This window comes from Collinsella sp. AF29-7AC (assembly GCF_003475665.1).
In the GTDB taxonomy this organism is placed as follows: Bacteria; Actinomycetota; Coriobacteriia; order Coriobacteriales; family Coriobacteriaceae; genus Collinsella.
Map to the genome: position 1 here is coordinate 1 of NZ_QRQX01000026.1, position 25,316 is coordinate 25,316.

Annotated in this window: 16 protein-coding genes; 2 read left to right on the top strand and 14 right to left on the bottom strand. The window is 56.7% G+C overall.

Translation table 11 applies throughout. From position 1 onward, the window contains the following. Positions 1–413: 413 nt before the first annotated feature. Positions 414–2,360 (bottom strand): DUF2207 domain-containing protein, encoded by a 1,947-nt coding sequence (locus tag DWZ15_RS10505; protein ID WP_158572523.1) that lies wholly within the window; start codon positions 2,358–2,360, stop codon positions 414–416. A gap of 556 nt (positions 2,361–2,916) precedes the next feature. Here DWZ15_RS10505 and gluQRS point away from each other — a divergent pair. After that, entirely contained in the window at positions 2,917–3,894 is a 978-nt protein-coding gene (gluQRS, locus tag DWZ15_RS09360) for a tRNA glutamyl-Q(34) synthetase GluQRS (RefSeq protein ID WP_117757658.1), read from the top strand. 15 nt (positions 3,895–3,909) lie between these two features. On the opposite strand, the gene DWZ15_RS09365 is transcribed toward gluQRS, so the two are convergent. The 8 genes from DWZ15_RS09365 to DWZ15_RS09405 all read right to left on the bottom strand — a co-directional run bounded on the left by DWZ15_RS09365 (position 3,910) and on the right by DWZ15_RS09405 (position 16,604). After that, complete coding sequence (locus DWZ15_RS09365; RefSeq protein WP_117757634.1) at positions 3,910–4,635, bottom strand: metallophosphoesterase; 726 nt, start codon at positions 4,633–4,635, stop codon at positions 3,910–3,912. Continuing rightward, complete coding sequence (locus DWZ15_RS09370) at positions 4,632–5,270, bottom strand: metallophosphoesterase (protein WP_118450617.1); 639 nt, start codon at positions 5,268–5,270, stop codon at positions 4,632–4,634. Before DWZ15_RS09370 ends, DWZ15_RS09365 begins: the two co-directional genes overlap by 4 nt. Before the next feature lie 9 nt (positions 5,271–5,279). Continuing rightward, the gene (locus DWZ15_RS09375; protein ID WP_118450619.1) at positions 5,280–6,035 is read right to left on the bottom strand and encodes a metallophosphoesterase; all 756 of its coding nucleotides are present in this window, start codon (positions 6,033–6,035) and stop codon (positions 5,280–5,282) included. Between the two features lie 85 nt (positions 6,036–6,120). After that, on the bottom strand, positions 6,121–6,360 hold the full coding sequence (locus DWZ15_RS09380; protein WP_117635619.1) for a hypothetical protein: 240 nt from the start codon (positions 6,358–6,360) through the stop codon (positions 6,121–6,123). Positions 6,361–6,513: 153 nt separating this feature from the next. After that, entirely contained in the window at positions 6,514–6,870 is a 357-nt protein-coding gene (locus DWZ15_RS09385) for a hypothetical protein (protein WP_118450621.1), read from the bottom strand. Between the two features lie 105 nt (positions 6,871–6,975). Next, positions 6,976–10,326: a CAP domain-containing protein gene (locus DWZ15_RS09390; protein WP_118450623.1), complete on the bottom strand. Its 3,351-nt coding sequence runs from the start codon at positions 10,324–10,326 to the stop codon at positions 6,976–6,978. A gap of 466 nt (positions 10,327–10,792) precedes the next feature. After that, entirely contained in the window at positions 10,793–12,643 is a 1,851-nt protein-coding gene (locus DWZ15_RS09400; protein WP_118450627.1) for a hypothetical protein, read from the bottom strand. Positions 12,644–12,671: 28 nt separating this feature from the next. Continuing rightward, on the bottom strand, positions 12,672–16,604 hold the full coding sequence (locus DWZ15_RS09405) for a hypothetical protein (protein WP_118450629.1): 3,933 nt from the start codon (positions 16,602–16,604) through the stop codon (positions 12,672–12,674). Positions 16,605–16,882: 278 nt separating this feature from the next. Between DWZ15_RS09405 and DWZ15_RS10840 the strand changes: the two genes are divergently transcribed. After that, complete coding sequence (locus tag DWZ15_RS10840; protein WP_255413747.1) at positions 16,883–17,011, top strand: hypothetical protein; 129 nt, start codon at positions 16,883–16,885, stop codon at positions 17,009–17,011. 71 nt (positions 17,012–17,082) lie between these two features. Here DWZ15_RS10840 and DWZ15_RS09410 read toward each other — a convergent pair whose 3' ends face one another. The 5 genes from DWZ15_RS09410 to DWZ15_RS09430 form a co-directional block, all read right to left on the bottom strand. Next, on the bottom strand, positions 17,083–17,703 hold the full coding sequence (locus DWZ15_RS09410) for a hypothetical protein (RefSeq protein WP_118450631.1): 621 nt from the start codon (positions 17,701–17,703) through the stop codon (positions 17,083–17,085). 256 nt (positions 17,704–17,959) lie between these two features. Then, positions 17,960–18,784: a hypothetical protein gene (locus tag DWZ15_RS09415; protein ID WP_118450633.1), complete on the bottom strand. Its 825-nt coding sequence runs from the start codon at positions 18,782–18,784 to the stop codon at positions 17,960–17,962. Between the two features lie 103 nt (positions 18,785–18,887). Continuing rightward, the gene (locus DWZ15_RS09420; protein WP_118450635.1) at positions 18,888–19,193 is read right to left on the bottom strand and encodes a hypothetical protein; all 306 of its coding nucleotides are present in this window, start codon (positions 19,191–19,193) and stop codon (positions 18,888–18,890) included. Positions 19,194–19,322: 129 nt separating this feature from the next. Continuing rightward, positions 19,323–23,915: an ATP-binding protein gene (locus DWZ15_RS09425; RefSeq protein ID WP_118450637.1), complete on the bottom strand. Its 4,593-nt coding sequence runs from the start codon at positions 23,913–23,915 to the stop codon at positions 19,323–19,325. Beyond that, complete coding sequence (locus tag DWZ15_RS09430) at positions 23,902–25,086, bottom strand: WYL domain-containing protein (RefSeq protein WP_118450639.1); 1,185 nt, start codon at positions 25,084–25,086, stop codon at positions 23,902–23,904. The genes DWZ15_RS09425 and DWZ15_RS09430 overlap by 14 nt, the downstream gene beginning before the upstream one ends. Positions 25,087–25,316: the final 230 nt, after the last annotated feature.

The window sequence follows — 25,316 nt, forward strand, 5'->3', positions numbered from 1 at the left end:
TCCAAGAAATGGGATGCAGTTCAATTTAAGTCTGTCCCCAATGAGTGGCCTAGGGGGTTTGTAGATAGCCCTGGTCAAAAAACATCAAATATGAGTACTGTTACCTTTTTAGTAGCAGCGATTTGGGACATTTTTGACGCTTGTAGGCATGACGACCAGCTGCATGAGCTGACGTAGCTCCCCAAATGTTCAATAAAATGGACTCCTAACGAGAAGTACTCTCATTAGGAGCCCATTTTTTAGTACAAACAAATGTGACAATCTAGGCAGCAGTACTCATATTTGGCATTTTTTGTCCACTGCCCCTTGCACGAAGGTCCGCAGCGGAAAGTTTGGCCCGTTTCGATGCCCAAAAATGGGATGAATCTTCCCTGGCAACCGCCCAGAAAGATCCACCCCAAAGCAAGCGCTCGCTAGAACGTTCCGCCGCCGCCTCCGCCGACGCCGCCACCGCCGCCGCCAGAGAAGCCGCCGCCGCTGCCGCCGCTCGAGCTGTCGGAGCTCGAAGCCAGCTCGCGGATGGTCTCGTGGTACACATCGTTGAACGAATCGAGTGGGGACTCGTTGCCGTAGTGATGGTAATACCACCAGTAGCAGGGGTAGTTGTCGTAGAAATCGTCGCTGTTGCGCAGGTCCGCAGGCACGGCTTCGGCCAGCTGTCGCAGCACTTCTTTCGAAACGCCCAGAGCAACGCCCATCACCAGCAGATTGTTCCACAAGATCAGGTCGCTGGGAATGGCCTCCTTCAGGCGCGTAAAGTCCTCGAGCCAATGCTTGAGCGCCTTGCAGCGAGCCGCCACCTCGGCGCCCTCCGGCGTGTAGCGACGGAAGGTGCAGCTCAGAACAAAGCCCACGATCGTGACGGGGATCGAGATCATAGCGGCGCCGACATTGGCATCCGCAAAGTCGGTATAGATCAGAGAGCCCAGAATGCCAAAGACGATGATGATGCCGAGAACCAAGCCGGCAACCAGGGCGATGGTGCCGTCCGAGGCGATAAGCTCGCGCGTCTCCAGCTTGCCCTTAACCGTGCTCTGATAGTCCTCGAGCTTGTCGCCAACAGATTCAGTACGCTCGCTGGCATACTCCTCCAGCTCGCTAAACGTGCGTGAACGGACGCCGTCTTTATCGGGCTTAACGCCGGCGAAGAAGACCTTGAGCACATCGCGATCGATGCCGTCCTTCTTGGCAGCCTTCCAGGCCTCGTCGGTCACTGTGATGCGATACGTCTGCTCCTCTTTTTCGCGACGGAGCAGACCCTTCTTCTTGGTCTCGGTCGCTTCTTCCAGCTTGATCACGCGGTCGTCGGTGAGCTTCATAAGCGTGGCGATATATGCCTGATCGGGCACGTCGTTCCAGCTCATGAGAGCTGCAAGCACCGCGGGATGGTCGGCCGAGGGCACATCGCGGAAGTACTCGTCCTGGAAGAGCGGCTTGGGCTTGGGCCTGCGCAGCTTAAGCATCACGATCACACCGGTATAGGCAACCGCCACGACAACACACACCACGGCAATCGCGCTGGCAACCGCACGCGCGTGCTCACGGCGGGCGTTAGCTTCGTCGGCCCATTCCTTCTCTTCGCTCAGGATCGTTGACATGCGCTCTTCGCCCGAGGCGGCAAGCTGCGGCACCCAGTCGCTGGGGAAGGCGATGCGTGCCTCGGCGAATTCGCCCTGATGCACGCAGGGAATGGTATAGGTGACCATGGGCTCGTCCTCATCGAGCGACACGTCGCCCGTCAGCGGACCGTGGCCCCATGCGCGGAAGTTATCGCCCTTGACGGCAGCCGTCCCGGCAGCGGCATTTGCGAAATACACTTCCATCTCGACGTCATCGGAATCCGCCGACCAGCCGTCACCCACAAATTTCCAGTAAAGCTCGGCGGTATCGGCCCAGTTCATAACCGCACCGGTCATGGAATAACTCACGTAGTAGATTGCGCTGTCGCCGCTCTCGTGGGGGCTGAACACCTTAATCCTTACGCCGTCACCGGCCTGCTCGACCGTGTAGACGCCAGAATCGCCCTTGTTCGCGCTATCGACTTTGTTAAACGCGGTGTCCTCTTCCTCGACACTCAGCACGTCAACGCCCGCCGTGCCGCCCTGCTGGTTGGTGCCCGTATTGATCTCCCAAAACACGCCGTTGATGTCGTCGTCGAAATCAAACTGGCGTCCCTCGACAACGGTCAGCGATCCATCGGCCTCGACCGTGGCACCGATATAGGTTTGGGTCATGGAGTAGCCGTCGGCACGTGCAACGGCGGGTAGCAGCAGCAGCGCGCACGCGACGAGCGCGCAAATGTAAGCAAATCGCGCAAACGGGCAGCGCTGCCGACAGGTCTTGGCAACGGGGGCGTTCATAGGCACATCCTTTGTCTGTGATACCAGTAGCGTCATTGTCCCACGTTTGCGGGTTCATGTGACGAACATCTAGGTCAGCGGAGTATTAAACGGGACGAAAGTCACGCCCGCGACCGGCACCTGGGGACGTTCCTTATCTGCCGGCAATCTGGGACACTCCTTGGCATAGCCCGCTCCGGCATAGATACCACTTCATAGCTCCGTCACAGGTGTAGCGGCTTTGTGTGGGCGCGGCGTGAGCCGATTAAGCCGGCGAGCGAGGGGCATAAAGCAGTTGAGCGAAAACGGTTTGCCCCTTTGCCGTTCGCTTGAGGATCATGTCCCCCTTTTCCGCGGAAACCCCGGCAGTTGCGAAGAGCTGCCGGGGTTTCTGTCGTTTGAGGGGTTGAAGGGGCTGAGCTTGGGGCGGTAATCGAGGTGTTCAGTCGGTGCCCGCCGCGCACAACACGCAGCCTCGGCAACTCGCGAGCATCGACGACGCCCCCTCACCTCACCCCGCGCTATACTCGTCCGCATGGATATCAACGCATGCAACATAGCAACACCCGCCGTGGCCATGTCGACGGCGCCCAACAGCAAGCTCGCCCCCGCCCTCGCGCCGGTCGTGGGCCGCTTTGCCCCGTCGCCCTCGGGCCGCATGCACCTGGGCAACGTGTTCAGCTGCCTGTGCGCGTGGCTTTCGGCCCGCAGCCAGGGCGGCAGCATCGTGTTGCGCATCGAGGACCTGGACGATCGCTGCAAGCGCCCGGAACTTGCCGCCCAATTGATTGACGACCTAGCCTGGCTGGGGCTTGAGTGGGACGAAGGCCCCTACTACCAGCACGATCGCCTGGACTTGTACGAGGACGCCCTGCACCAGCTGCAAGACGCCGGCCTCACCTATCCCTGCTTTTGCACGCGCGCCGAGCTCCACACCGCAAGCGCGCCGCACGCGAGCGACGGCACGCCCATCTACCGCGGCGCCTGCCGAGGCCTTTCTGCCGAGGAGGTTGCCCGCCGCAGCATCCTGCGCGCTCCGGCCACGCGTCTGCGTGTGCCCGACGTCGACGACCTCGCCGGCGACGTGATCGAATTCGTGGACCGCACGTACGAAGCCCAATGCGAGGCACTCGCCACCGAGTGCGGCGACTTTTTGGTGCGCCGCAGCGACGGCGTGTTTGCCTATCAGCTGGCCGTGGTGGTCGACGACGCTGCCATGGGCGTCACCGAGATCGTACGCGGATGCGACCTGCTTGGTTCCACGACGCGCCAGATCTATCTGCAACATCTGCTGGGACTGCCCACACCGCGCTACGCGCACATTCCGCTGCTCATGTCGCCGGACGGCCGCCGCCTTTCCAAGCGCGATTGCGATCTGGACCTGGGCGAGCTCCGCACCCGCTTTGGCACACCCGAGGCACTGTTGGGATGGCTCGCCGGGCAAACAGGCATCGCGCCGGACACCACGCCGCGTACCGCCGAGCAGCTGGTCGAGCACTTTAGCTGGGACGTCATCCGCGCGCATCGGGAGAACATCACTGTAACGGTCGAGTAGCCAGCCACCCCGCCTCTACGCAACATCCCAGGACTGGAGTTCGTCGCCCAAGCGAACGATGCAGTCGTAGAGCACGGTGTGGCGCTCGGCCGGGTTGGCATCCCGATGAAAATGCCCGTAGTACCAGCGCTTGTAGTCCAAGCGATCTTCCAGCTCGTCGAAAAATGCCGTAAGCCGATCGACAGCTGGATAATTCCAGCCAGGTGCCGGATAGAGCGTGGGCGAGAGCATGCGCGTGGAGCAGGTGTGGGTGATCACGTAGTCGACCTTCCAGCCCACGCTATCGAGCTTTGCCCGCGCCTCCTCAAAGTTGCGCTCGCCCGGCAGCTCCTGCGGCCACCAGCTGGAATACGGGATGCGGTATTCCTTGTCCACACTCGTGGCGCCGCCCATGGTAAAGATCGTCGACCCACCGAGCTCAAAAACCTCGCCGCGCGTCAGGCGCCGTATAGGCGAGGTGTCCGACAGGCGTTGCGTCAGTCCACCGTGCCACAACTCCAGGGGGCGCTCCGCCCAGTAATCGAAACGCTCGTGATTGCCGTCGACGAACAGCACGGTATAGGGACGCGATTCCAGCCAGGCGATGTCGGCGCATTCCTCGGCAGAGAAATCCCACGGAAAGCCAAAGTCGCCCGCGACAATCAGATAGTCGTCGCTCGTCAGGCTATCCCCAAGATCCCAGTCGCGCAGCTTTTGCATGTCGAGACCACCGTGGACATCACCCGTCACATAGACCGTCATCGGATCATCACTTCCCTCTTATAGGCTTCGAGATCGCGCTCGACCTGCTCGTCGCCCGTGGCGTTGACCCACCACGGCCATTTAACGCAACACGTCGGCTCGTCGACCTGCGCAAACCACGTCTTGAGCTCCCCCAGGCTCACCGGGGCGTAGCCGTTGGCGTCGACACCCACGTCATAGCGCAGCAGTCCCTGCCTGCAGTTGAAATTGTTGTACGCGCCGCCGCAACTGTGGATATGCCCGTGCAAATGCCAGCTGCCGTGCGACATGCCCTGCCAGTCAGCCATGGGATAGTGGCTCAGCACGATTTTTTGGCGGTCGATCTTGAGCACGCAAATGGACGGCTCGACGATAAAGGCATCCGCCACCGCAGGCTGCGTCCAGTCTTTGTCGTGGTTGCCGGGCAGCAGGTGGACGCGCTTGCATACGATGCTTTTGCGCAGTTCGTAGGCCTCTTTGACCGTCATCTTAAAGCTAAAGTCACCCAAAATGTAGAGCTCGTCGTCCACAGCAACCTTGCTGTTAATGTTGGCGACCATGGCGTCGTTCATCTGCGCAACAGTCGACCAAGGCCTATCGCTAAGCCGTAGCATGTTCTCGTGTCCAAAGTGAGTATCGCTGGTAAACCAGATCACGGGGACCTCCTAACGCTCTTGCTCGGAATAGTTGCTCGTCGTCTCGCCGAATCCGTCGGCACATCGCGCTTCGATCCGCACGATATCTTGGTAGATAAGGCGATGCTTTTCATCGCGCCATTCATCGTCATGGTAATGGCCAAAGAACCAGGTGCGGTAGTCGAGTCGCCCATCGAGCTCGCCCAAAAAGGCCTGCAGCGAATCGTCGTAGAACTCGCGATTGCACTCCATGCACAGCTCGTCTGCCAAATCGACCGGCGCCTCGTGAGTCACAACATAGTCGACCTTCCAGCCCACACGATCGAGCGAGGCGCGACAGTATTCCACCTCGCTCTCACTCGGCATTTCCTCGGGCCACCACGTCTTTCCCTCCCGGCGCCACTGTTTGTCATGGCTCGCGGCTCCACCCATGGCGAGCACCGTGTTCCCCGCGATGTCGAACACCTCGCCGCGCATCAGGTGCAGCACATGTGGGCGAGCCTCGTGAACGAGGCCCCCGTTCCACTCTCGGATCGGCAGCCCCGCCAGCAAATGGTGATTCTCGTGATTACCGTCGACAAAACACGTGGTCCAGGGCTTGGACTCAAACCAGTCGAGCCAGTATTTGTCGGTGTTTGAGCCACTCCATATAAAGCCAAAGTCACCGGCAACGATCACCACGTCATCGCGCGTCAGCGTACGACCCAATGGCCAAACGCGCGACGAGAAGCGGCTCGCCCCGTACTCGGCAACACCGTGAACGTCTCCGGTAACGAAAATGGACATCAAACAACACCTCCGCGCTGTGCGGCTCTGGACAAATCGATAGCAGAAATTGCGGGTCTGCCCCGGCATCTGCATCCCTTAGGGCTTACCCCTCGTTCTTCCATCCAAACGGGTCAAACACCCAAAAGATCAGATCGAGCACGCCGCCGGTCATCATGGCACCGGCAAGGGCGATGATGACGTGCAGGGAACTGGCACTTCGGAGCACGTCGAATGGCCCCAGAACAGCCAGCAGCGCGATCGCTGCGCCGGCTGCGCACAGCGCGAGACACGGCCCCGCGTCCTTGACGCACTTCTTTGCGAGATGTTTGGTGTTGTCACTCATCGATATCGAACTCCTTAGAGGGTCGCTGTTCAGATGCATGCCGCCGCGACGGAGCATGACGGCAGGTTAAGTGTCACATGTCGTGCGGACACGTTTTTAAACCCACGCGTCCGCAGGGACCCATATCCTTGCAGAGCAGCCCTGAAGAATCTCCTAAACCGCCGACGGGCAACATGCTGAACAGGGGATCTTTCCTCGCTTGAGCGCGGTCGCCAAAGGCACGCTTGTTCTGATGGCGTTTTGAGGAAGGTTCTTGCATCCAGCAGAGCGGTGATAAATCTTGCCGTTCTTAGTGACGATTACCTTGATTTTTGAGGTATCCACACTGCGGGGCTCGATGGGCGCGGTCGCTTCTCGATGAGCCGACGCTGTTTTCCAAGGCTTGCCTCTCGAAAAACCAGAATCGCAGAACCGATTGATATAGCTGTCGAAACATCCATCGAACAGCAGCCCCGTTGCCAGGCCCGCCATGAATCCACAGACGATCGCGGCCTCTCCCCTAATTTGCATATGTCCCTCCTTAATCGCTCTTAAAGAACAAGGCAGCGCGCGCCGCATGGAGCCTCATCACCCCCCACGGTACGCGCCGAAAATGGCCCGCAGTCCCTTCTGTCCCTAACGAATCAGCTGGCGGCGTTTATCGGACAGGAAGACACCGGCGGCTACCAGGACCGTGCCGCCGATAACGAAGGTCTCGCCCAGCAGGTCGAACGCATCGCCCGTGGCAGGCATCGCCGTCTGCTGCGTCGCAATCTCGGTTGTTGCCACCGCATGTTTGGCCTGGTACGTCACCTGCGTAGCGGTCTGAGCCTGCTCGCCATTCCCGCGTTCGGCGGCCTCTTGGCGAGCAATCTCGGCGTTGAGCTCGGCAATAGCCTGGTCGAGCTCGGCCTTGGCGGCGGTGTAGTTTGCAAGCGCCTCCAAGTATGCCGGCGCCACGGCATCCGTCGCAGCCACGGCGGCATCGAGCTCGGCCTTGGCGGTCGCGGCACGCTCGGCGGCATCGTGGGCCGCAGCGATCTTGGCGTTGAGCGCCTCGTCCGCATCGTCAGCGCTGCCATTGACGATGGCTTCGGCAAGATTGACGCTGCGCAGGCGGGCAACCGCGGCGGCAGAGGCATCGCGGGCGGCAGTTGCATTCGCCACGGCATCGCCAGCCTCCACCACGTCGTACTCGGCATCGCTCACGGCCACCTCCGCAGCATCGAGCGCGACATCGGCAGTGGCTTTGCCCTCTGTGGCCCTGGCAAGTGCCGCAGCGGCATTCTTAAGCTGAGAGGCACGCCCGGCAGCTGCATCAGATTTTGCCTGAGCCGTTGCCACGACGGCGTCGGCATCGCTCGCAGCCTGCTGGGCCATATCGAGCTCCGCCTGAGTGGCAGCAGCATCGATGCCTGCCTGATCGGCATCGCCTTGGGCGGCAAGAAGTTCGGCCTCCGCCACGCGCTGATTGGCACGAGCGTCTTCGAGTGCAGACGATGCCGCATCAAACGCACGCTGAGCAGCGGCGATATCGGCTGAGTATGCCGCCAGCTCATCCTGGGCCGCGGCAAGTGCATCCTGCTTTTCGTCAACACCGGTACGAGCGGCGTCCAGCGCGCGTTTGGCAGCAGCCGCCTTGCCCTTGGCAATGTCGAGCTCGCCAGACTTGGCAGCCACGGCATCCTGTGCCGCCGCAACAACGGCGTTGGCAGCGCTCAAATCGGCGCGGGCATCGCTCACGGCACGCGCGGCGGCATCAGCTACAGCTTGTTTCTGCTCCACAGCAGCCTGGGCATCAGAGGCCTTGGCAGCCGCAGTATCGACGTCAGCGGCAGCACGCTCAACCTGGGCCTGCTTTGCCGCAACGGCCTGCGATGCAACATTCACCTTGTTGCCCGCATCCTCGGCAACGCCCTGCGCCGCAGCAAGCTCCTTGCGTACCGCGTCCACGCCCTGCTCGGGATTTGCCAGAGCGTCACACCACGCGTTCAACGCAGCCTCATACTCTGCAACCGTCATCGGATTGAGGTTATACGGCTTGTACCATTGACCAGAATATACAAATGTCTGCGCCTGTGTACTCCCGTACAGCGTCCCTCGCGTGCAAACGCCCATGCCCGTCACGGTGTAATCGGGGTTGATCACGTTGATGTAATGGCCGACCGAGGGGCTTGATCCACCGTGCAGTGCGGCGTAGTTATCAATCTGGGAGCTATGCGCCGTATAGAAATCGTAAGCGGCCTTTCCCGTAAGGCCCGATGCGCCCAGCGAGGCGGCGGCAGCATCAAAGATGGCCTTCTCCTGATCGACCCACTGCTTAAACGGATTGCTTCCGTAGTTCCACGCCACATTCTCGCCCACGTTAAACTGCTGAGCGTGCGCGACTTTCGTATCCGAGAAGTTCGCATCGGCAATGGCAGTCGCCATCATGGCATACGTCACCTTGAGCTCGCCTAGGCCAACGCTTGCGCGATACTCGTTGCACGCTTTGAGCCACACGACCGCCTGCTTCATATTGGTCAGGCTTGTCGCGTCGACCTCCTCGCCCACCTTGTTGTAGTTAGCGAGTTTGCAGTTGAGGATGATATTCGCCGCATCGTTGGCGCCCACACTTTTAAAGAACGCGATAGCACCCTGACGGTAATTCTCCGCCGACGCGTTCGCCGTTGCCTGAGCGGCATCGAGCTTGGCCTGGGCCTGAGCCACAGCCTGATCGGCCTGCTGCTTTTGGGCCTTCGCCTGATTGAGCGCCTTGTCTGCAGCGTCTTTCTCGTCCTTGGCTGCCGAGAGCTTGACCTGGGCGTCGGCCAACTCCGTAAGCGCGGAGGCATGATCGGCCTTGGCCTGGTCAAGGGCGGCATCGGCTGCCGTCTTGGCGGCAGCCGCGTCATCCAGCTTGGTCTGGGCATCGGTGGCAACCTGCTGCTGATTGGCAACTGCCTGCTGGGCAGTCTGCACCTCGCCCTCGACGGCAGTCGCCTCTTGCTCGGCGGCGGCAAGCTCGCCCTCGCGCTGCGCCTGCGTGGCCTTGGCGGCCGTCAGCGCCTCGGACGCAGCAGTCACCTTTGCCTTGGCGTCCTCGTACTCCGGGCCCGCAGCGCCCTGCTCGGCTCGATCCAGATCGGCCTTGGCCGCGTCATAGCTCGCCTGTGCGGCGTCCACGTCCGCATCTGCCGCGGTCTTTGCCTGCTGAGCTGCCGAAAGCTTGACCTGCGTTTCCCGCTGCTTGGCAGCGGCGGCATCGGCAGCCGCCCGGGCATCCGAGAGTTTGGCTTGCGCATCAGCGGCCTGCTGCTTTGCCTGCTCCAAATCACTCGCAGCCTGCTCTGCGGCCGCCTGAGCGGCGGCTACGGCCTCGGGCGTGGCGTCGGATGCAGCAGCCTGTGCGGTCTCAAGCGCAGACTGGGCATTGGCGGCCGCCTTCTGCGCGGCAACCAGGGCTTCGTCCTTGTCCGTCAGGTTCTTCTTGGCGGCATCGAGCGCAGCCTGAGCGTCCTCAAGCGTCTTGACATCCAAATCGGCCTTGTCCTGCGCAGCGCCCAGCTGCTTTTCCAGCCCGGCCGAGGCAGCGGAAACCGCGCTATCACTTGCACCGCGGGCCGCGTCATAGACGCCCTGCGCCCGCTGCTGGTTGGCGGCAGCAGCATCGTAGGGAGCAGCAGCCGCTTCCAGATCGGCCTTGGCAGCAGCAGCTTTGGCACGCGCCGCATCAACTGCAGCCTGCAGGTCGGCGACCTTTTGCGCCGCAGACACAGCACCCGCGCCAGCACCGGCGGCCGCAGCGCTCGTCAGCGGCGACATCACCGCAGCCGTTGCGCCCGCAGCGCCAATGCCATCCGCACCCTGCGCCGCCGCGGCCAGGGGCGACAGCAGCGAGCCGCCCGTCATGGCAATCGTCGCCGCAGCAACTGTCGCCACGCGTCCAGCCGCCTTGGCCTTACCCAAAGCCTTGCCGTTCATGTCCTTGTTCATGTTCTTGCTCATTGCCGATTCCTTCCCACGGTGAGCCGTTGTTTGCCACAGATAGTCGATCTGACTTGCCCCATTAAAAAGAGGTGATAACGGGGTAATTAAATTGAGCGAATTGAATCGTGATGAAACTGATCTCCGCAAAAACCAAACTCATAGTTCCGCTCGCGCTCAATCTCATCTAAATACTCGAGTTCTTCGCCGCATGGCTTCTCTTCATCTAGAAATACAATCCCGTTCTCTGCGCGAGAACCGACAGTGCAACCAAAGATAGTCTCGAGATTAATGTAACCACTATTATCGTTGTTAAAGGAGAAACTGCTGGTGTTCATGCTCAAGTCCCGTCTACATAAACTCAAATTGCTGTGCTTGGCCTCTTTTAGAGACCCCATCTCATACGCTATGACTGCAGTATATGCGCTCCGCTTGTATGTTGCAAGAACAATTTTAGTTTTCTAGCACATATAACTAATCTGTTTCCTCACGAGCAAATACCACACTCCCCCGCCGCGCCCTCACGCGCGGCATATTCGTTGAGATACTTCACCGGAATCGGCCACCTGGAAGGAGCCCCGTGGCGCGAAAGCCCCTCATTGACCAGCTGAACCAGCAGCTCGGACAGATCGTCGCCTTCGAGCACCTCGACCGAGCGCACATGAATCGACGTTGCCAGATCCTCCTTGGTGCCGTTGTTGACGCCCACAAAGTAGCAGGTCAACCCTGCACGTTCGAACGTTCCAATACCGTAATAGGGCGAGTTGTAGCTCTCGAAAAACTCCTTCTTACGACCCGCCTTACCCGTAAGCTGGTAATCGCGCACCAAGGTCACAAAAGTGTTGGAGAAGGTCGTCAAGCCCGTGTCCCGCACGCGTGCCAACATAGATCGTTCGCCTGCCCGCACGTCAAAGATGTAGGCATCCTTGTCGAGTTTGCCGTCCGACGTCAGCAGTTCAAGCTCCATCTCGTCCACAGGACCGTCCTCGATGGGATGCGAGGTGTAGTCCATGGTCCCGTCGACACCAATCGTTAGCGTTGCGAGGCGTTCATCCAGCTCAACCTTATCCTTCTCCTTGCGCGGGACATTGACCACGCCACAGACCGTCACCGACCCAACGCCAAAAGAGCCAAGGTCAAACGCCTTCACCCGGCCGTCGGCAACATCCTGCTTAACCAACAGCTCTTTGAGCATGGCGCCCAGGATTCCCTCCTGTGCGCCGCACACCTTTGCATTCGACGCCGCCTTAAACAGCGGCTCGCACACGTCCGGCGTCACATGCTGCTCAACCACGCCAGCGTGCAGGGCATAGCCATCGTTCTCGGCGACCTCGTTGGGCACCATGACGATATTCCACGCCAGCGGATCCACATCCTTCCCGCCATACGACGCGCACACGCCCCACGAGGAATCGTTGAGTCGATCGACCAACTGGCGCGCCACCCCAGCAAGCCCTTTGTGCGCAAACGACACCACAACCCGCTGTCCCACCGCGCGCTCCGCAACCACGCGGGCATATCGCTCGCTTTTCAAAACCTCGTAGAAGCTCTTGCGCGGATACTCCCTGAGCGACACCCGGGCAAAGTCGCCGTACCGGCGCTCGAGGATCTGCAGCTCTCGGTACAGGATGCCCTTCTTGGTATAGGCGACCTTTTCCGCTTGGGCCGAAAACGTAAGATCACGGCGCTTGGACGGCTTATCGCCCTTGGCGCGGCGCAGGATGTACTCGTCACGTTGTCCGTGAGCCAGCACCACCGAAGCCACGGGCGACAGCCTGTAACCAACCTGGCTGTTAATCTTCTCGAGCTCCTTCTTGTCGCCTGCCGCACGACCGATGAGCACCCGTCGCTTGGTAAACGTTCGGATCTTAAGTTCGAAGGTGCAATCCTCGTTGATAACGGTCTCGACCGTCTCAATCTTGGCAGGGCCCGTTCCAGCTTCCTCAATGGCGTCGCGGCGAGCACCCTTGGCGCTTACAACATACAAGTGCCCCGTATCATTGGGAATCTCGTCCTCGATCCCCTCAAATTGCGAGCACGAGTTGAACAGCAGACGCAATGCGATGTAATCATCCAGCTCGTTCCAATGAGTTTTAATCGGAACCATTTGCTCATGGTCGAGCGAAGCGCTCAGGTCACCCGTCTGCGCGCCCGCCTTGACCATCAGAAAGACGCGGTTGTCCTCGAGCTGCGTAAGCGCGACGACCTTACCTGTCTGGCACACATCGGCCATAAAGTTTGCCACGGCATGCTTGTCCGCATCGCCGACGTTGCACCAAAAGACCGAGTAGCGCTTCTCGGCAGCCGCGGCATCGAGCTGCAATACGAGCTCGGACACAGCGATGTCTCCCAGACCACACGGCTGGTTATGCTTCGATTGCACGGCCGATCGTCTCCATCATCTCCAGGTTGATTGCTCCATCAGTTGCCATATAGGGGAAGGAGAACACCATCCCCTCGTCATCGATTGGCTTTTGGCGGAGCTCCAGCGCCGCCTCGTCAGCCAAAACATTGACGATCAGCAGCCGCTTCGCCCCGACTTTTTGAGCCTTTGCCTTAAAGCGCTCTGCGTCCGTAGTCTCGCCGCCGGAGCGCCTGTAGGCCTCGTAGGCGCCGATGCGATAGTGCTTAAAATCGATCCACACGCCGGTCTTGTTGCCAGCGGCATCGAGCACCTCAAAATCGCCGCCCGTCTCGGCATGGGCTGCATCGCCACGAGTAAGCGAATAGCGACCGTCGTAATACGCCTCGAAGATGGCCCTGCCGGCAGACTCTCCCAGTTCTCCCAGGTATACCGCCTGAAACATATAGGGTGTCATATGTGCCGTCGCCGCCGGCTGCAGCGTCGCGGGCACCCCGTCGCGTGACCAGCGCTCGCGCACCTCGCGAATCGAAAGCAGCTCGGGTACGCGCGCCGCCGCTTGGCTTATCTGACGAACCGTCGCGCCCTTTAATCCCTTGTCGTAGCGGCAACATTCCTCCAGGCGAGCGGCAATCTGCTCAACAGGCTCGCCATCGTAGCTGGGAAATTCAAAATGCGGCACCTTACACGCTCCGCCCTGCGCATACGCATAGCCACTCGCGGCAAACGGCATGTGCAGTGCGGTGCTTTTGCGTGCAGGATAGCTCGCAAGCTCCTCCCACGGCAGGCAAAAATGATGCAGATAAAAATTGCGCTCGTCATCGAAAGCGGCCAGATCTTCCTCGCGCGCATCGAGCGAGGCAACCTTCCACGCCAGCTTTTCGTGCTTCTCTTTCGCCAGGTTGTTCCTAAAGGCAGCAAGGTTCTGCTGCTTACTGGCAGCGTGCTGCTTCTTGTCCGCCATGTGATTGTTGACGGCCGCACAGGCGCCAACCACCTGCTCCAGCTCGTAGCCCATCGGCAAATCGTGCAAGAACGAAAAATCGCAATCGGCGGCGATTTCGCGATCGAGCATTACCTGCACATGGAGCATCTTTACGCTCGTACGCATCAAGCGGCCCACCGCCTGCGCCACGATGCGAGCGCCTTCGACCTGGTACGAGAGGGTGTCGCGCACCGGCAGTTTTCCGCCGGCGCCCGCCAGTACCGTGCGCACACGATGGCGCTTCTGGATAAACGGAATCTCACCGCGCGTCACGAGCTCCTCCTGTTCGACCACGCCAAGCAGCGCCTGCTGGTCAAACTTCTTTGAGCTCATATCGACTCCCCAAGCCAAGCGGCTCGTGGGCGACTCCACGTACAGAAAATCGAGGTCCATCTTGGGATGTCGCCCATCGTTGCCAAAACCACAATCGACCTGGCGCACCGTGTTGCGCAGGCTCTCCGGCACCTCGTATTTAAGGTTCTTGGAAAAGCCACCAGCGGCAAGGTTGATAAACATCAGGGTCGGCTCTCCGTCCTTCAGACGTTCCTGAGCGCCGCGCCAACCTTCCTCCCATCCCGCAGCGTTAAAGCACGGCACCATATCCTTTGCCTCCTCGAGCGACTTCTCGTACGAAGCCTCGGGATGCTTAACGTTCCTAATCACCAGTTCGGCAACGATTTCGCGGGCAAGATCCAGCGCCAAACTATTAAAGTCGCCATGGTTTCCCATGTGTCGTGTCGTAAAGATGGCTCCCGCCTGCTGCTCACTGCGCGCCACGCCACGCGCCCAGGCGCTCACGGCAACGAGCGTCTTGCTCAGACGCTTTAGTTCAAACTCGATGCTTTCGGCATCGCTCGTGGTCACCCTGTCGGCAATCTTTCGGCGCAGGCACGCCGCAAGCCCTTCGCTCACGCCAATCTGGTCAAAGAATCCCATCACATGCTCGTACACCTCGTCGGGCGACACGATACCGCCGCCATAGGCGCCGCCGGCCACGGCCGCCATGCCGGCAAGCTTCTTGGACTCGTCAACCCAAACGACGTCGACGGCGTACATCGTTGCCGCCTGCTTGTTGAACAGCCTGGTCTGCCGCACGATCTCCTGGTTGAGCTCGCCAATCCAGGCATCTTTACGAACCACGCCATGCACTTCGTCCAGGTAATCCAGGTCAAAGTTCTTAATAGTCGGTGCATTCCAGGTGGCGCTCATGCACACACAGGGAGCCTTGGCGGCAATGGATGCCAGATACGCCTCGGGCATGCGCTCAATGCCGTGATTAGTCAGGTACGTGGTAAACATATGGTCGATGGTGGTTTCCATCACCAGGTAGTCAACACCACGCGCATACATCGAGTCGTCAACGGCATCGATTTCATCGTTCTTGCGGTCCTTAAAGAACAGCGCCAGCATCAACGAATTCCAGAAGTATTTCTCGTTGGTCTGGTCGTTCCTAATGCCCAGGGCATCGATGATGTTCTTGCGCGAAAGATCGTCCTTGTACGAAATGCTGCCGTAGTACAGCTTGTCCATAAGCGTGGCGCAGCGGGCAAGATGGCCCACCACCATCCTGACGAGACCGCGCGCACGTCGCACCGCCTTGTTGACGGTCCGCTGCTCATCTGCAGCATGGGATGTAATCATGTTGCGGTTGCGGCGAGCATCGAGCTCATAGCGCAGAGGCTTCGACAGGCCATCACCCACCGAGATATCGTCGCTACCAAACAGACGCCGACCAGCGAGCTGTTCTTCTTTCGCCTCGTCAGACAGGGCAAAAGGCTGCTGCAGCTCCATATCTTGGATGCACGCAGCGATCATCTTTTGAATACGTCGCGCGTTCTTGGCAATCTCTTCGGCAGCTTCGTCCACGCTCGTTCGCGAAACCCTACCCGTTGCCGCGTTTGACCCCTCGTGCTCGCCCGCGGTCGAGGCATGTGTATAGACCGCCATCCACTGGTCTCGATTTCCCAGCAGCAGAGGATCCACCACGCCACCGTTAAAATGACGGTCAAGGATGCGCAGCATCTCATCGGGCTGGAATTTCATATGGTCCGCCGCCAGCATCGACAGCATATCGGCCTTCGCATGATCAATCTCGTCAAAGATAAACAGGTACTCGTTGGCAACCGTTGCGTTAAAGAACACCACACCCGCGCCCGTCACCGTGTCGATCCTGTTGACGAGCTTTTGCGGCGTGCACGCAATCACATGTGGCGTGCGCTCATCGTTGAGCAATGCGGAGGGCCAAATCCGGGGGATCTCCTCAAAGCCACGCGTGATGCTCTGGCGCCCACGACTCACCGCTCGGCGCAAGCTCGCGTCTGCCAACGCCAGCTTGTCCCACAGCCCAGGAGTCAGGCGATCGGCAACACTCCCCAGACGATCTTTCTTGTCCAAAATGCCCAAAAGATCATCGGCGATCTCCATTGCGCTGTTCCACGCGTGCGTAATGTCGCGATGAACAGCCTCGTCCTTCGCCCCAAAGGGGCAGGAAATATCGCGCGGCCTTATGCTGCCCTTATCAAACGCGGTATCGATCCAGTTTTTGATGTTCTCGCCCGCGCGCGGAAGATCGAACACCATGTGCTCCGCATCTTTGGAATCCATGCCCTGATCGACCAGCAATTCACGCACGCTTGCAATGTAGTTGTCTCGGTTGTCCTTACCCGGAACTACAAACACCAAGGTGCGGCGACCGGGGCATTTGTTAAAACAGCCCGACTCATCCCAGCCGCCGGCAATCAGGTCGGCCGTGACCTGCTCGGCGGTGTAGTTTTTGCCCGAGCCCGTCGTGGCACCCAAAAAGTACAGGCCGTTGTTGTCCTGATCCTTGGGGACAAACAGCGCGCGCTCAAAAAACTCGCGCATCGCCTTTTGGCGTGCGAGATAGGGAGCGAGCTCCTTGTCGTCCGCAGACGACGGATTCGATTGACAGTTCAGTTCCCACGTAGCCATGGTCAAACCTCCGATTTAGTTGTTGCATGTGTTGAATACCACCCCATGCGGACATAACTCACGCAGGGCGGTTGAGGTGGCGGCATCCATGCCGCCTGAGAAAAGAAAGAAAGGAACGAGAAGCAGTCCGCGACTACTCGCACGAAGCGAGTAGCTTCTTAAGATCGCACTCCAATGCCTCACGCTCTTCAACGTCGATCACTGCAAGGGCGACACGCATCAGGGACACCTCGCACGGAGACTCGCTTGCACAGTTATCTCCCAAAGAGCCCCGAGGCATGACCGTGCCTGTTCCCGGGCAAGCGGAACAGGAGCGCTATGCCCAAGAGTACGAAGCAAAACAGCGCGCCTACGAGGACGTCCTTAAGCAGGCGGAACATTACGCCGCGAGCAAGGAAACGATGTAGCGACTAGGGTCAGTAGGCTGTCCGGTCTTTTCCGACAGCCTACCGATCAGGCGCGTCGTTCAATGCAGCGGCTAGAGATTCTCATCAGACTTCGAACTGGCCCTGGCCGCTTCTTCGTCCTCAATCAATTTCCTGACCGCTGTATAGGCGTCATACGTAGCGTCTTCAATCTTATCCAGGGCATCTGGGTCATGCATGCAACCGCCCTCCTGGAGTTTCTGGATCAAAAACCAGGCAGCAGTAAGCAAGTTGTCGACATCCTCAACATCCAACTGATCAATCGAATACGCACTATCGTCGAGTTCCACCAAATATGAACTGGCGACGCGGATGGCCTTACTTACATATGGCTCAAGGTCGTATTGGGGGTAGCGGGCATCGAGGGCCGTTAACGGATCGGTCGGCTCAACCCAATAGAGCATCATTGCGCTCTCGCGCTTCTCCAGCGGATACTGCTCGACCGCCTTTTCCCAGCTTACATACCAAGGATTGTCGTCCTTGTCTGCAAGCGATTTGCAGTAAAAAAGTGCCGTAGCAGCACTTGCGCAAGAATAGTTATAGCGCGCCCTGCTCTTCTTGAACTCATCGTTCAGCTCATCGTTGTAAAACAGCTCCGCCTCCATGACCAAGAACGGACCATCCTCATCCGTAATGCCCATGGGATTGTTGTTGCACTCATAGTCCGGATACATTTTGTCTCCAATCACTCATATTGGTTTGTTAGCTTATGCTGCCGTGCGGACACATTAACAAGCGATATCGAAACCGCGCTCGCGCGGAAAGTTGTCGCCCTCGCGCCAATCTGCAAGTTTTTCTCACGCTATGACAAGAACTCGCATGATCGCCCCGCGGTCATTTACGGACGAATCGCAGTGAAGCCACACCGAGTCGTCGACCACGGAGCAGTACCGGGTCGCAGACGCCGCGGGCAATCGGGAACACCCCCCGCTACCTACGCCACGAGACAGCAAGGATAATGGGAATCCCGGCAAGGCACACAACCAAGGCCACGGCTGCGAACGCAAGCGCGATGGCTACGCTCACGACGACATAGGCCACGGCTGCGAAGGCCAGCGCCAGCAGGCAGGCAAGCAGTTCGGCCACATAGCACAGGACCAGGTTCGAGCTCGCGCGCTTCAGCAGGACATCGGCGAGGCGGACAAGCTCGATAGCGAAGCCGCTGCCGAAATTGCGCCCGGGGCCCTTGGCGAGAAACCACTTGAACAGGCACATCAGGGCGCAGCCCAGCATGATCATGATGGAAACAACCCATACATTGTGCCCCGACTCAACAAGGCTCTGGTCACCCATCGCGCTGCCGTTGATGAGCCAACTCGTTCCATAGCCCATGAACAGCATCGCCAGCAGCAGGCAGGCGCTCACCGCAGCAAGAAGGCGCGACACGCGCTTGCTGAAAACCGACGCCTCGCAGCTGAGCCCAAGTCCCTCGCGAACGCGCCAGACGGCATGGTAGGCAGGGTACGCCGCGACGAGCGCTGCCACGAGCAGCGACGCCCAATCGGACCCGGGCGCCGCTGACGCGTACTCCGCGATCTCAGAAACGGAGCAGTTGGTATGGAACGAATCGTTCAAGAACAGCGCGACCTCGCCCTTCCAGACACAAAACGGAGCGGCGACAGAGGCGATACCGGCAACGGCAATCGCGGCGATGGCAATGAGTAGCGCGCCCTGCACGAGCTTGACGACCTCACCTTTGCTGGTGCGGGGTGCAGGCTCAACGACACTGGACGCAATTTGGATAGAAGTGTTCATGATTTTCCTTTCAAAGAAGGCTGCGATCGCAAGCTAATGTAAGAAAAGCACTGTCTTCGAGGGATTGAACGAGACTGTTGCCCTCAGAGACAAACAAATGTTGTTATCGACATATTGGCCGCTCGGATACTTCATCACTACGCATTTGCAATTCATCAAATCGCAGGGTCTCATTACGATCAAGCAGAACAGATTGAATAAGCTCGTGGACGGCGGCATTGCAGTAGCACAACGACTCCCACGTGGCCAACAAGTCGTCAACAACTCCCTTGTAAGCAACAGAGGAGACCTCGAACTCATAGGCAAGATCAATGGCCTCGTCAACCAACTGCTTCATCTGCAACAGCGTGCACGTGAGATCCGCCTCATTCGACTCGTCGCAAATATAAATACAATTGGACTCAAGCATCTTTGAATCTCCCTTCGAACAACTGACACCTGCAGAATAGTGAAAAGAGATAAAAAGCAACCCGCAATCTACCGCTATATAGCGTTAGATTGCGGGTTAAACCATAAAGCGCACTTAGCCTTGGCCAAATCACGACTCAGATTCAATGAGATCGCATATCTCCTTGGCTTTCGCCAGGGGATACTGAGCGTAGTAGAATACGTCGCCGTTCTTTTCTCCGCACACAATGATTGCGCCCAGCTCAAAGCCTTTATCGGACGGAACCTTGCATTGTCGTAGAGCCTCTTCGCCCTCATCGTAAAGTCGCAGATATCCTTGTTCCATCAACATTTTGTTAGCTTTTACAGACCCAATCCCTGAGCCGCCCTCTCTCAGTATTTTCGAAATCGAGGCGTAGCCCTTAGCTTCCGCCTGATCCATTGAGTAACAGGCCGGCAAACGTTCGGCCCCCGCAAAAGCCGCTTCGTAGACAACGCCCTCTCGCATGATTTCCACACTCTTATGGCCGTGTTCATCAAGCTGAAAAGCAATGAAAAGACATCGAAGCGCCAGCCAGACCTCGCCCGCGCTAATCATCTCTTCTCGATCGGTGTGACAGGCGCTATTGCGAAATTTAGTGAATTTATCCAACGTTTCGCCGAGCATCCTCCACCAGTCCCCCTTTGAGGCCTGCGTCAGTTCAGCATTTTCGACTTGAACAGAAAATGCCAGTTGCTCACTCTTTTTTTCAATTAACCTTTTATATTGACCGAGGTTAAGGCTCTCAAGCTCCTTGAGCGGCTTTCTTGCAACAACATAATCGGGAGCAATGGTCTTCAAGGTCGGCAGCAATTTCAAACGCAAGTATCTCTCTGCCGCACGGCAGAACATTAGCAGGCAAAATGCGCAATCTGAATCGCTATCGGTACCAACACTGCCAATGCCAAATATCTTGCACAGAAGAAGTCCCTGCTCGATATTCTCAAGCACCCTATTTTTGCCATTTTGGTCGCACGCGCAATCAGCGAACGCGCTTTGAAGGGCTTCGCGCGAAGAGAAGCCTATGATTCGACAGTCTTCTACATCCAAATTAAAGCTTTTGAACGCTTCGCTCACATTGTCCAAATAGGAATCGGTGCTTACATCAGGACACCAATCATCTTCATTGACATGTTCCTCGTCCGCGTCAGCTGCCTCCCGTGGAAGAGATTCTCCTCGCGGCAGCATATCTTTCGCTGCATTGAGCTCCTCAATAGCTCCAGTTGTCTGGTATTTTTCCCAATGCTTAACCCATGCCGTATCGAGAATGCGCTTCATCGTTGCAACGTTCTCGTTAATCTTCCACGCTGCATAGTCAGCAATTACGTAAAGGCGATACTTTGCTCGGCTTGCCGCAACATTCACGATATTTGGGTTTACAAACTTGATCGCACCCTCACAGCTGCGCCTTGTATCACACCCTAAGACAAATATCACCTGGTGAGCTTCTTTGCCTTGGAACGTATGAACCGTACCAATATTAAACTTTGCAAATGCACGCCAAGCGCACTCTGCTATTCCTTCAGGCGTCTCTTCTAATAGCCTATTCTTAAGCCCGCTGACAACAGTTTTAAACGGAGAAATGATATAGAGGCTCGGAATAGCACGCTCTTCAAGCTCACCCGACCCGTCAGCTTTTTTCTTGGTCGCAGCCGCCGTTTTCCTAAAAGCGTCCTTGACGATTTCGTACACTCTGTCGCCCTGAGCATCAACATAGTGGTCGCGATTACCACGTTCAAATCCCGCAACATTGATCCACTGTGAGGACTTTAGATAAAAGCTGTCAGCGAAATCCTTTTTTGGATTAGCCGTCTCGTTAAGCATGGAGCCCTGATACGAGATCTCGTTCGAGATATCGAACATAGGCGATATGCAGCGGCGATGAACCACAAGCGGACAGCCAATCCATTGATCATCTTCGCCGTTGCTGCGCAGGTGGCCATAGGGGTTAACGGCATCGGCAAGTCGTTGAACCGAAGCCACGTCTCCCTTAAACGGTAGTAATACTTTTTTACCAAGGGTAGCGCGGAGCTCCTTAACATCCCCCGTGATAACGGGCTCAATCTGAGAAGGGTCTCCAACAATCATTGCGCGTCGACTGCGAGCAAGGGCACCCAGAGCAGCATACGGCACCGCCTGTCCAGCCTCATCTATTATCAGCAGGCCAAATAAAGGGTCTTTCCCAATCTGAATGTCCTCAAACATGCGGCCAATCGACGCAAATGTGGAAGAAATCACTGGGGTAAGCAAACCGAGTGCCTGAAAAAGCGCAGGGGCCATCTTCCGTCTGTCGGCTTGCGTGAACTCTATCAACTCCTTTTTGCCAGAATCGGCGCCTTTGTCTTTAGCTCCCCAGTATGTTCGTAGAAACGTAATGTTGTTCCACATGCATTTTGATTCGAGAATGAACTCGCGTGTCACCTGCAGCGCGTACAGAAATAGCAGGTTACGCTCCTTTTTTAGTTCATCTTCATCGGATGGATTATATAGATGAGCGCTCTTTCGGCTTTCGTTATCCCCCTTTGAGATAGACTCGACAAAACGCTCGTCAATCGTCTCGACAGATTTAGTGCCCTTGACTACGTCCTCTAACCCCTTAATCTTCACCTGTAAAGAGACTAGTTTCTTCTTTTCATTCTCTAATTCTTTGTATTTGCCCTCAAATCCCGTACGCAGCTCAACAAGTTTCTGCTCCGACTTGGTTTGCTGCATAAAGGAATCGAGCTTCTCGAGGCCATCGGACAAGCGACCCCTATAGATCCATCCGAGCAGCCCACTGGCCTTTTCTTCCGCATCGCGCAATTCCGTTTCAAGCCTATTCCTTATCACCTCATAATCAGCGGTATCCTTCGCAATGTCATCGAGATATTTCCGGACATCGCCTACGACACCGCCTTCAAAAGAATGAGGCAGGCACACCGTTTCGATTGTCAGCTCTTCAACTATCTTTCGCTCGTCCTCCTGACACTCATAATTCAATTGGGACAACTGCGCTTGAAGCTTCAGAAGCTCGCGTTCCCTGGCGGCTTGCTCCTCCATTCTGTTAAATCGATCGGATACCTTTTTGTATTGAGCGAGAAACAGCTTCTTCGCCTTAGAAAACCGCTTGCCCTTTCCTACCTGGGCTTTAAACTGCAGCGAAGCTAATTCACAATTCCTAAAACTATTAATATTCCTTCGGTTTCCGAGACACGCCGCAATCATAAGTCCGGGATGCCCGGGGTCTCGAAGGTTGCCCTCATTGTCTACGAGCGCCGAAGAAAAATAGAGGTCTTCTACCGTTTTCTGCTCGCTTGTCTTTCCCCAAACAATGTTGGACAAATCTGACTCTAGAAACTCTTTTTTCTCAGATTCGTCAATCCCCTCCAAAAAGGCTTTCCCATCAGGAAGCTCTTTGGCGATATTCTCAACTGCTGCATTGTTTGTCGAGCAGACCAAAATGCTGAGACCATTAATCGCATCTCCGGTTCTGCCCTTTTTGAAGCGATATGGATTCTCAGCATATTTGAGATAATCTTTGCTAAGTTCTACCTCTTCGAAAGCGTCATCAGGCTTGTCATATCCACACAGCAGGCGGGCCTTTTCGACAACATTAGCCGCAACGATATCCTTGAGCAGGGTTGTTTTTCCCGTGCCCGGAGGACCGTTTACCGACATAACGTCGTTTGCGGGGTATTTGCGTGTCGAACTGCCACGACCAACCGCGAGATTTACTGCCACTTGTTGCATCAAACTCAAGGAGTATTTACTCGGCCAGCGACCGATAGGTGTAGTGCCGGCTCCCAACACCTCAGAAAAGAAATCTGCACGGGCGGTCAAATCGTCATTGTCTTCGCCACCCAAAAGATCAATCACTCCGCAGGCAGATTCATCCCTCAATCCACCTTCGAGGTAAGCGGAAACAAGAGACAATGGCCCCTTATCTAAATCGTCGAATGACCCTAACTTGTACTGCTCATTTATCCGGGAAATGTCTTTTGCGAAAAAAGAGTGACAGAGCGATTGGTCGAACACTGGGCACGCATCGTCCCCATTGTCCTTTGGCTTCATTGCCCTATATTCAACAAGCAGCCTTGAACACCACTCGCCGATGCGTTCGGCCCCGTCACCATTGGGAAGGCAACTGGCAATCCCCTCAATCATTGGTCGGACGTAACTATCGACAATGCCCCCAATGACACCATATGTCAGCTTTGTTCCATCGAGTTTTTCGTTGATTTTATTGCGGATTTCATCCTGCTCTTTATCAAAGCTACCGATGGCATTTAGGCTATTCCCGACGTTCCTCTTCAACCACCAAAATAAGGAGGACAACTCAAAGCTGACAAATTGGCCATCAGGACTCATACCTAATAGCGCAACCGTCATGCACTCGTCCTCTTTTTCGATTTCATTCCCCGGTTTATTCGCAAGATACGTCATGACCGCTTCGCGTGGAACAGAGCCCAGGTGACAATAAATTGTTGAGATCGGCCAGTTTTCGCCGTTTGTGACACTATTTGCACGCTCTCTCGCTTCTTCAAAAGGCGACTGGAAATCCTGACCATCCCGCCCCTTTGGAGCAAAGCAGTCATCGAGCATTCCTTTTCTGGGCCTAGGCGGGTCCTCTTTATCTTCTGGTTGGTCGCCTTGGCTCAAAAAATCAAGCAAATACCAGTAATCCAACGCATCGCCAATTGCTTGCTTTTTCTCAGCAGGTGTCATTTGAATCAGTCCTCGCACTCACATAGATACATTTATGTCCAATGATGTCCACAACGTCATCGCGCAATTTCTTTGGTTGAAGTATCTCAAACACATCGAGCCACTTCATTGCCCATGTTTTCATGCCATCATACGACGCCATAAACGAATACTCTGGATTTGGATGCCCGTCCTGCGTCTCGCGCCGAAACCCATCGTTTCCGGCAAATTCAGCTAAAAGATACTTCTCCTTTGCTTGGTTATGACACCTTACGCGAACCGTAACGATGTCGTCACTAAACATCCTGTTCACGCCAGCACGAGAAAACCTTTTTGCCTCTTCGGCCATCGCCTCAAAACGACCTTTTGCATCGTCCACTGGTCCAGCAATGGTTAAATCCCACAGATTATCAACCCGAATTGCGTCAAAAGACCTCGCGGCACCCTTGTGACCCACAAACAGGTAGTAGTAGCCATCGTGCATGCATAGATGATATGGCGTATGACTATGCAATCGTCCCTTGTCAGAAGTTCGAAAGCGGACTTTCCGCCTTTGGCTAATGGCCTTTTCCAATAACCTCAAATTTGCAAGCGTTGCTTCCATATTTGCAATTCTGCCGCTTTTGAGCAGGGCATTTTCTTGAGCCAAACGATCTTCGATCTGCCTCCTTTCTTCGCCGCACAGTAGGCGAAGAGCTGCATGCTCGAGTGCGTCGGCTCCACCTACGCCCGTAGAGGCTTCAATGAGACGGCACAGATGCTCAATTTGCGCACCATCAATTTGACGCTCTATGCTGTACAGGCGCTTCGCATTTTTAGGAGCAGGTTCCCCATCGACATTCGTCAGACGCTCGCCCTTACAAGCCAATCGACTTGCAATCACCGTGTAGAACGGATTCAGGCAACTGTTGTCGAGGTCGATACTATTCATCTCGGTTATCGGACTGGCGCCCGCATTATTGCAGAGCGAAGGCTTTTTTGACCCAGAATCAACAAGTGCGTTCAATACGCCCTGCACCGTATCGCGCTTAACTTCATAGCCATAACGAGCTTTAAGCTCCGCCATTATGTCCGAAACGCTCAACCCTTTGCCAAGCCCAGCATCGGTTTCCTCCAATAGGATACGCTCGACATATATCGCCAACTCCTTTGGATATGCTCGGTGATTTCCTTGGGTTTTCGGTTGAACCATAGACGCCTCCAATCTGAACAATCAACATTTTATTCAGTCGATATACGCAAGAGATTGAAAGTGCCGCTATTTAACGGTGAACGGCGAAGCCATCCATAAAGGGCTCCGCCGTTCATAAAAAGAGTAGCACAAGCGGCATACGATGTAATGGCTATTAAGGCGCGCTCTCCATATCATTTAGATCCCTTGATTATCGACTTTATCCGAACACCTCCCACATTCATCCGTAC

Coding starts and splice junctions, on each gene's coding strand:
- DWZ15_RS10505 (WP_158572523.1), bottom strand. CDS start 2,360: ATGAACGCCCCCGTTGCCAAGACCTGTCGGCAGCGCTGCCCGTTTGCG.
- gluQRS (WP_117757658.1), top strand. CDS start 2,917: ATGTCGACGGCGCCCAACAGCAAGCTCGCCCCCGCCCTCGCGCCGGTC.
- DWZ15_RS09365 (WP_117757634.1), bottom strand. CDS start 4,635: ATGACGGTCTATGTGACGGGTGATGTCCACGGTGGTCTCGACATGCAA.
- DWZ15_RS09375 (WP_118450619.1), bottom strand. CDS start 6,035: ATGTCCATTTTCGTTACCGGAGACGTTCACGGTGTTGCCGAGTACGGG.
- DWZ15_RS09380 (WP_117635619.1), bottom strand. CDS start 6,360: ATGAGTGACAACACCAAACATCTCGCAAAGAAGTGCGTCAAGGACGCG.
- DWZ15_RS09385 (WP_118450621.1), bottom strand. CDS start 6,870: ATGCAAATTAGGGGAGAGGCCGCGATCGTCTGTGGATTCATGGCGGGC.
- DWZ15_RS09390 (WP_118450623.1), bottom strand. CDS start 10,326: ATGAGCAAGAACATGAACAAGGACATGAACGGCAAGGCTTTGGGTAAG.
- DWZ15_RS09405 (WP_118450629.1), bottom strand. CDS start 16,604: ATGGCTACGTGGGAACTGAACTGTCAATCGAATCCGTCGTCTGCGGAC.
- DWZ15_RS10840 (WP_255413747.1), top strand. CDS start 16,883: ATGACCGTGCCTGTTCCCGGGCAAGCGGAACAGGAGCGCTATGCCCAA.
- DWZ15_RS09410 (WP_118450631.1), bottom strand. CDS start 17,703: ATGTATCCGGACTATGAGTGCAACAACAATCCCATGGGCATTACGGAT.
- DWZ15_RS09415 (WP_118450633.1), bottom strand. CDS start 18,784: ATGAACACTTCTATCCAAATTGCGTCCAGTGTCGTTGAGCCTGCACCC.
- DWZ15_RS09420 (WP_118450635.1), bottom strand. CDS start 19,193: ATGCTTGAGTCCAATTGTATTTATATTTGCGACGAGTCGAATGAGGCG.
- DWZ15_RS09425 (WP_118450637.1), bottom strand. CDS start 23,915: ATGACACCTGCTGAGAAAAAGCAAGCAATTGGCGATGCGTTGGATTAC.
- DWZ15_RS09430 (WP_118450639.1), bottom strand. CDS start 25,086: ATGGTTCAACCGAAAACCCAAGGAAATCACCGAGCATATCCAAAGGAG.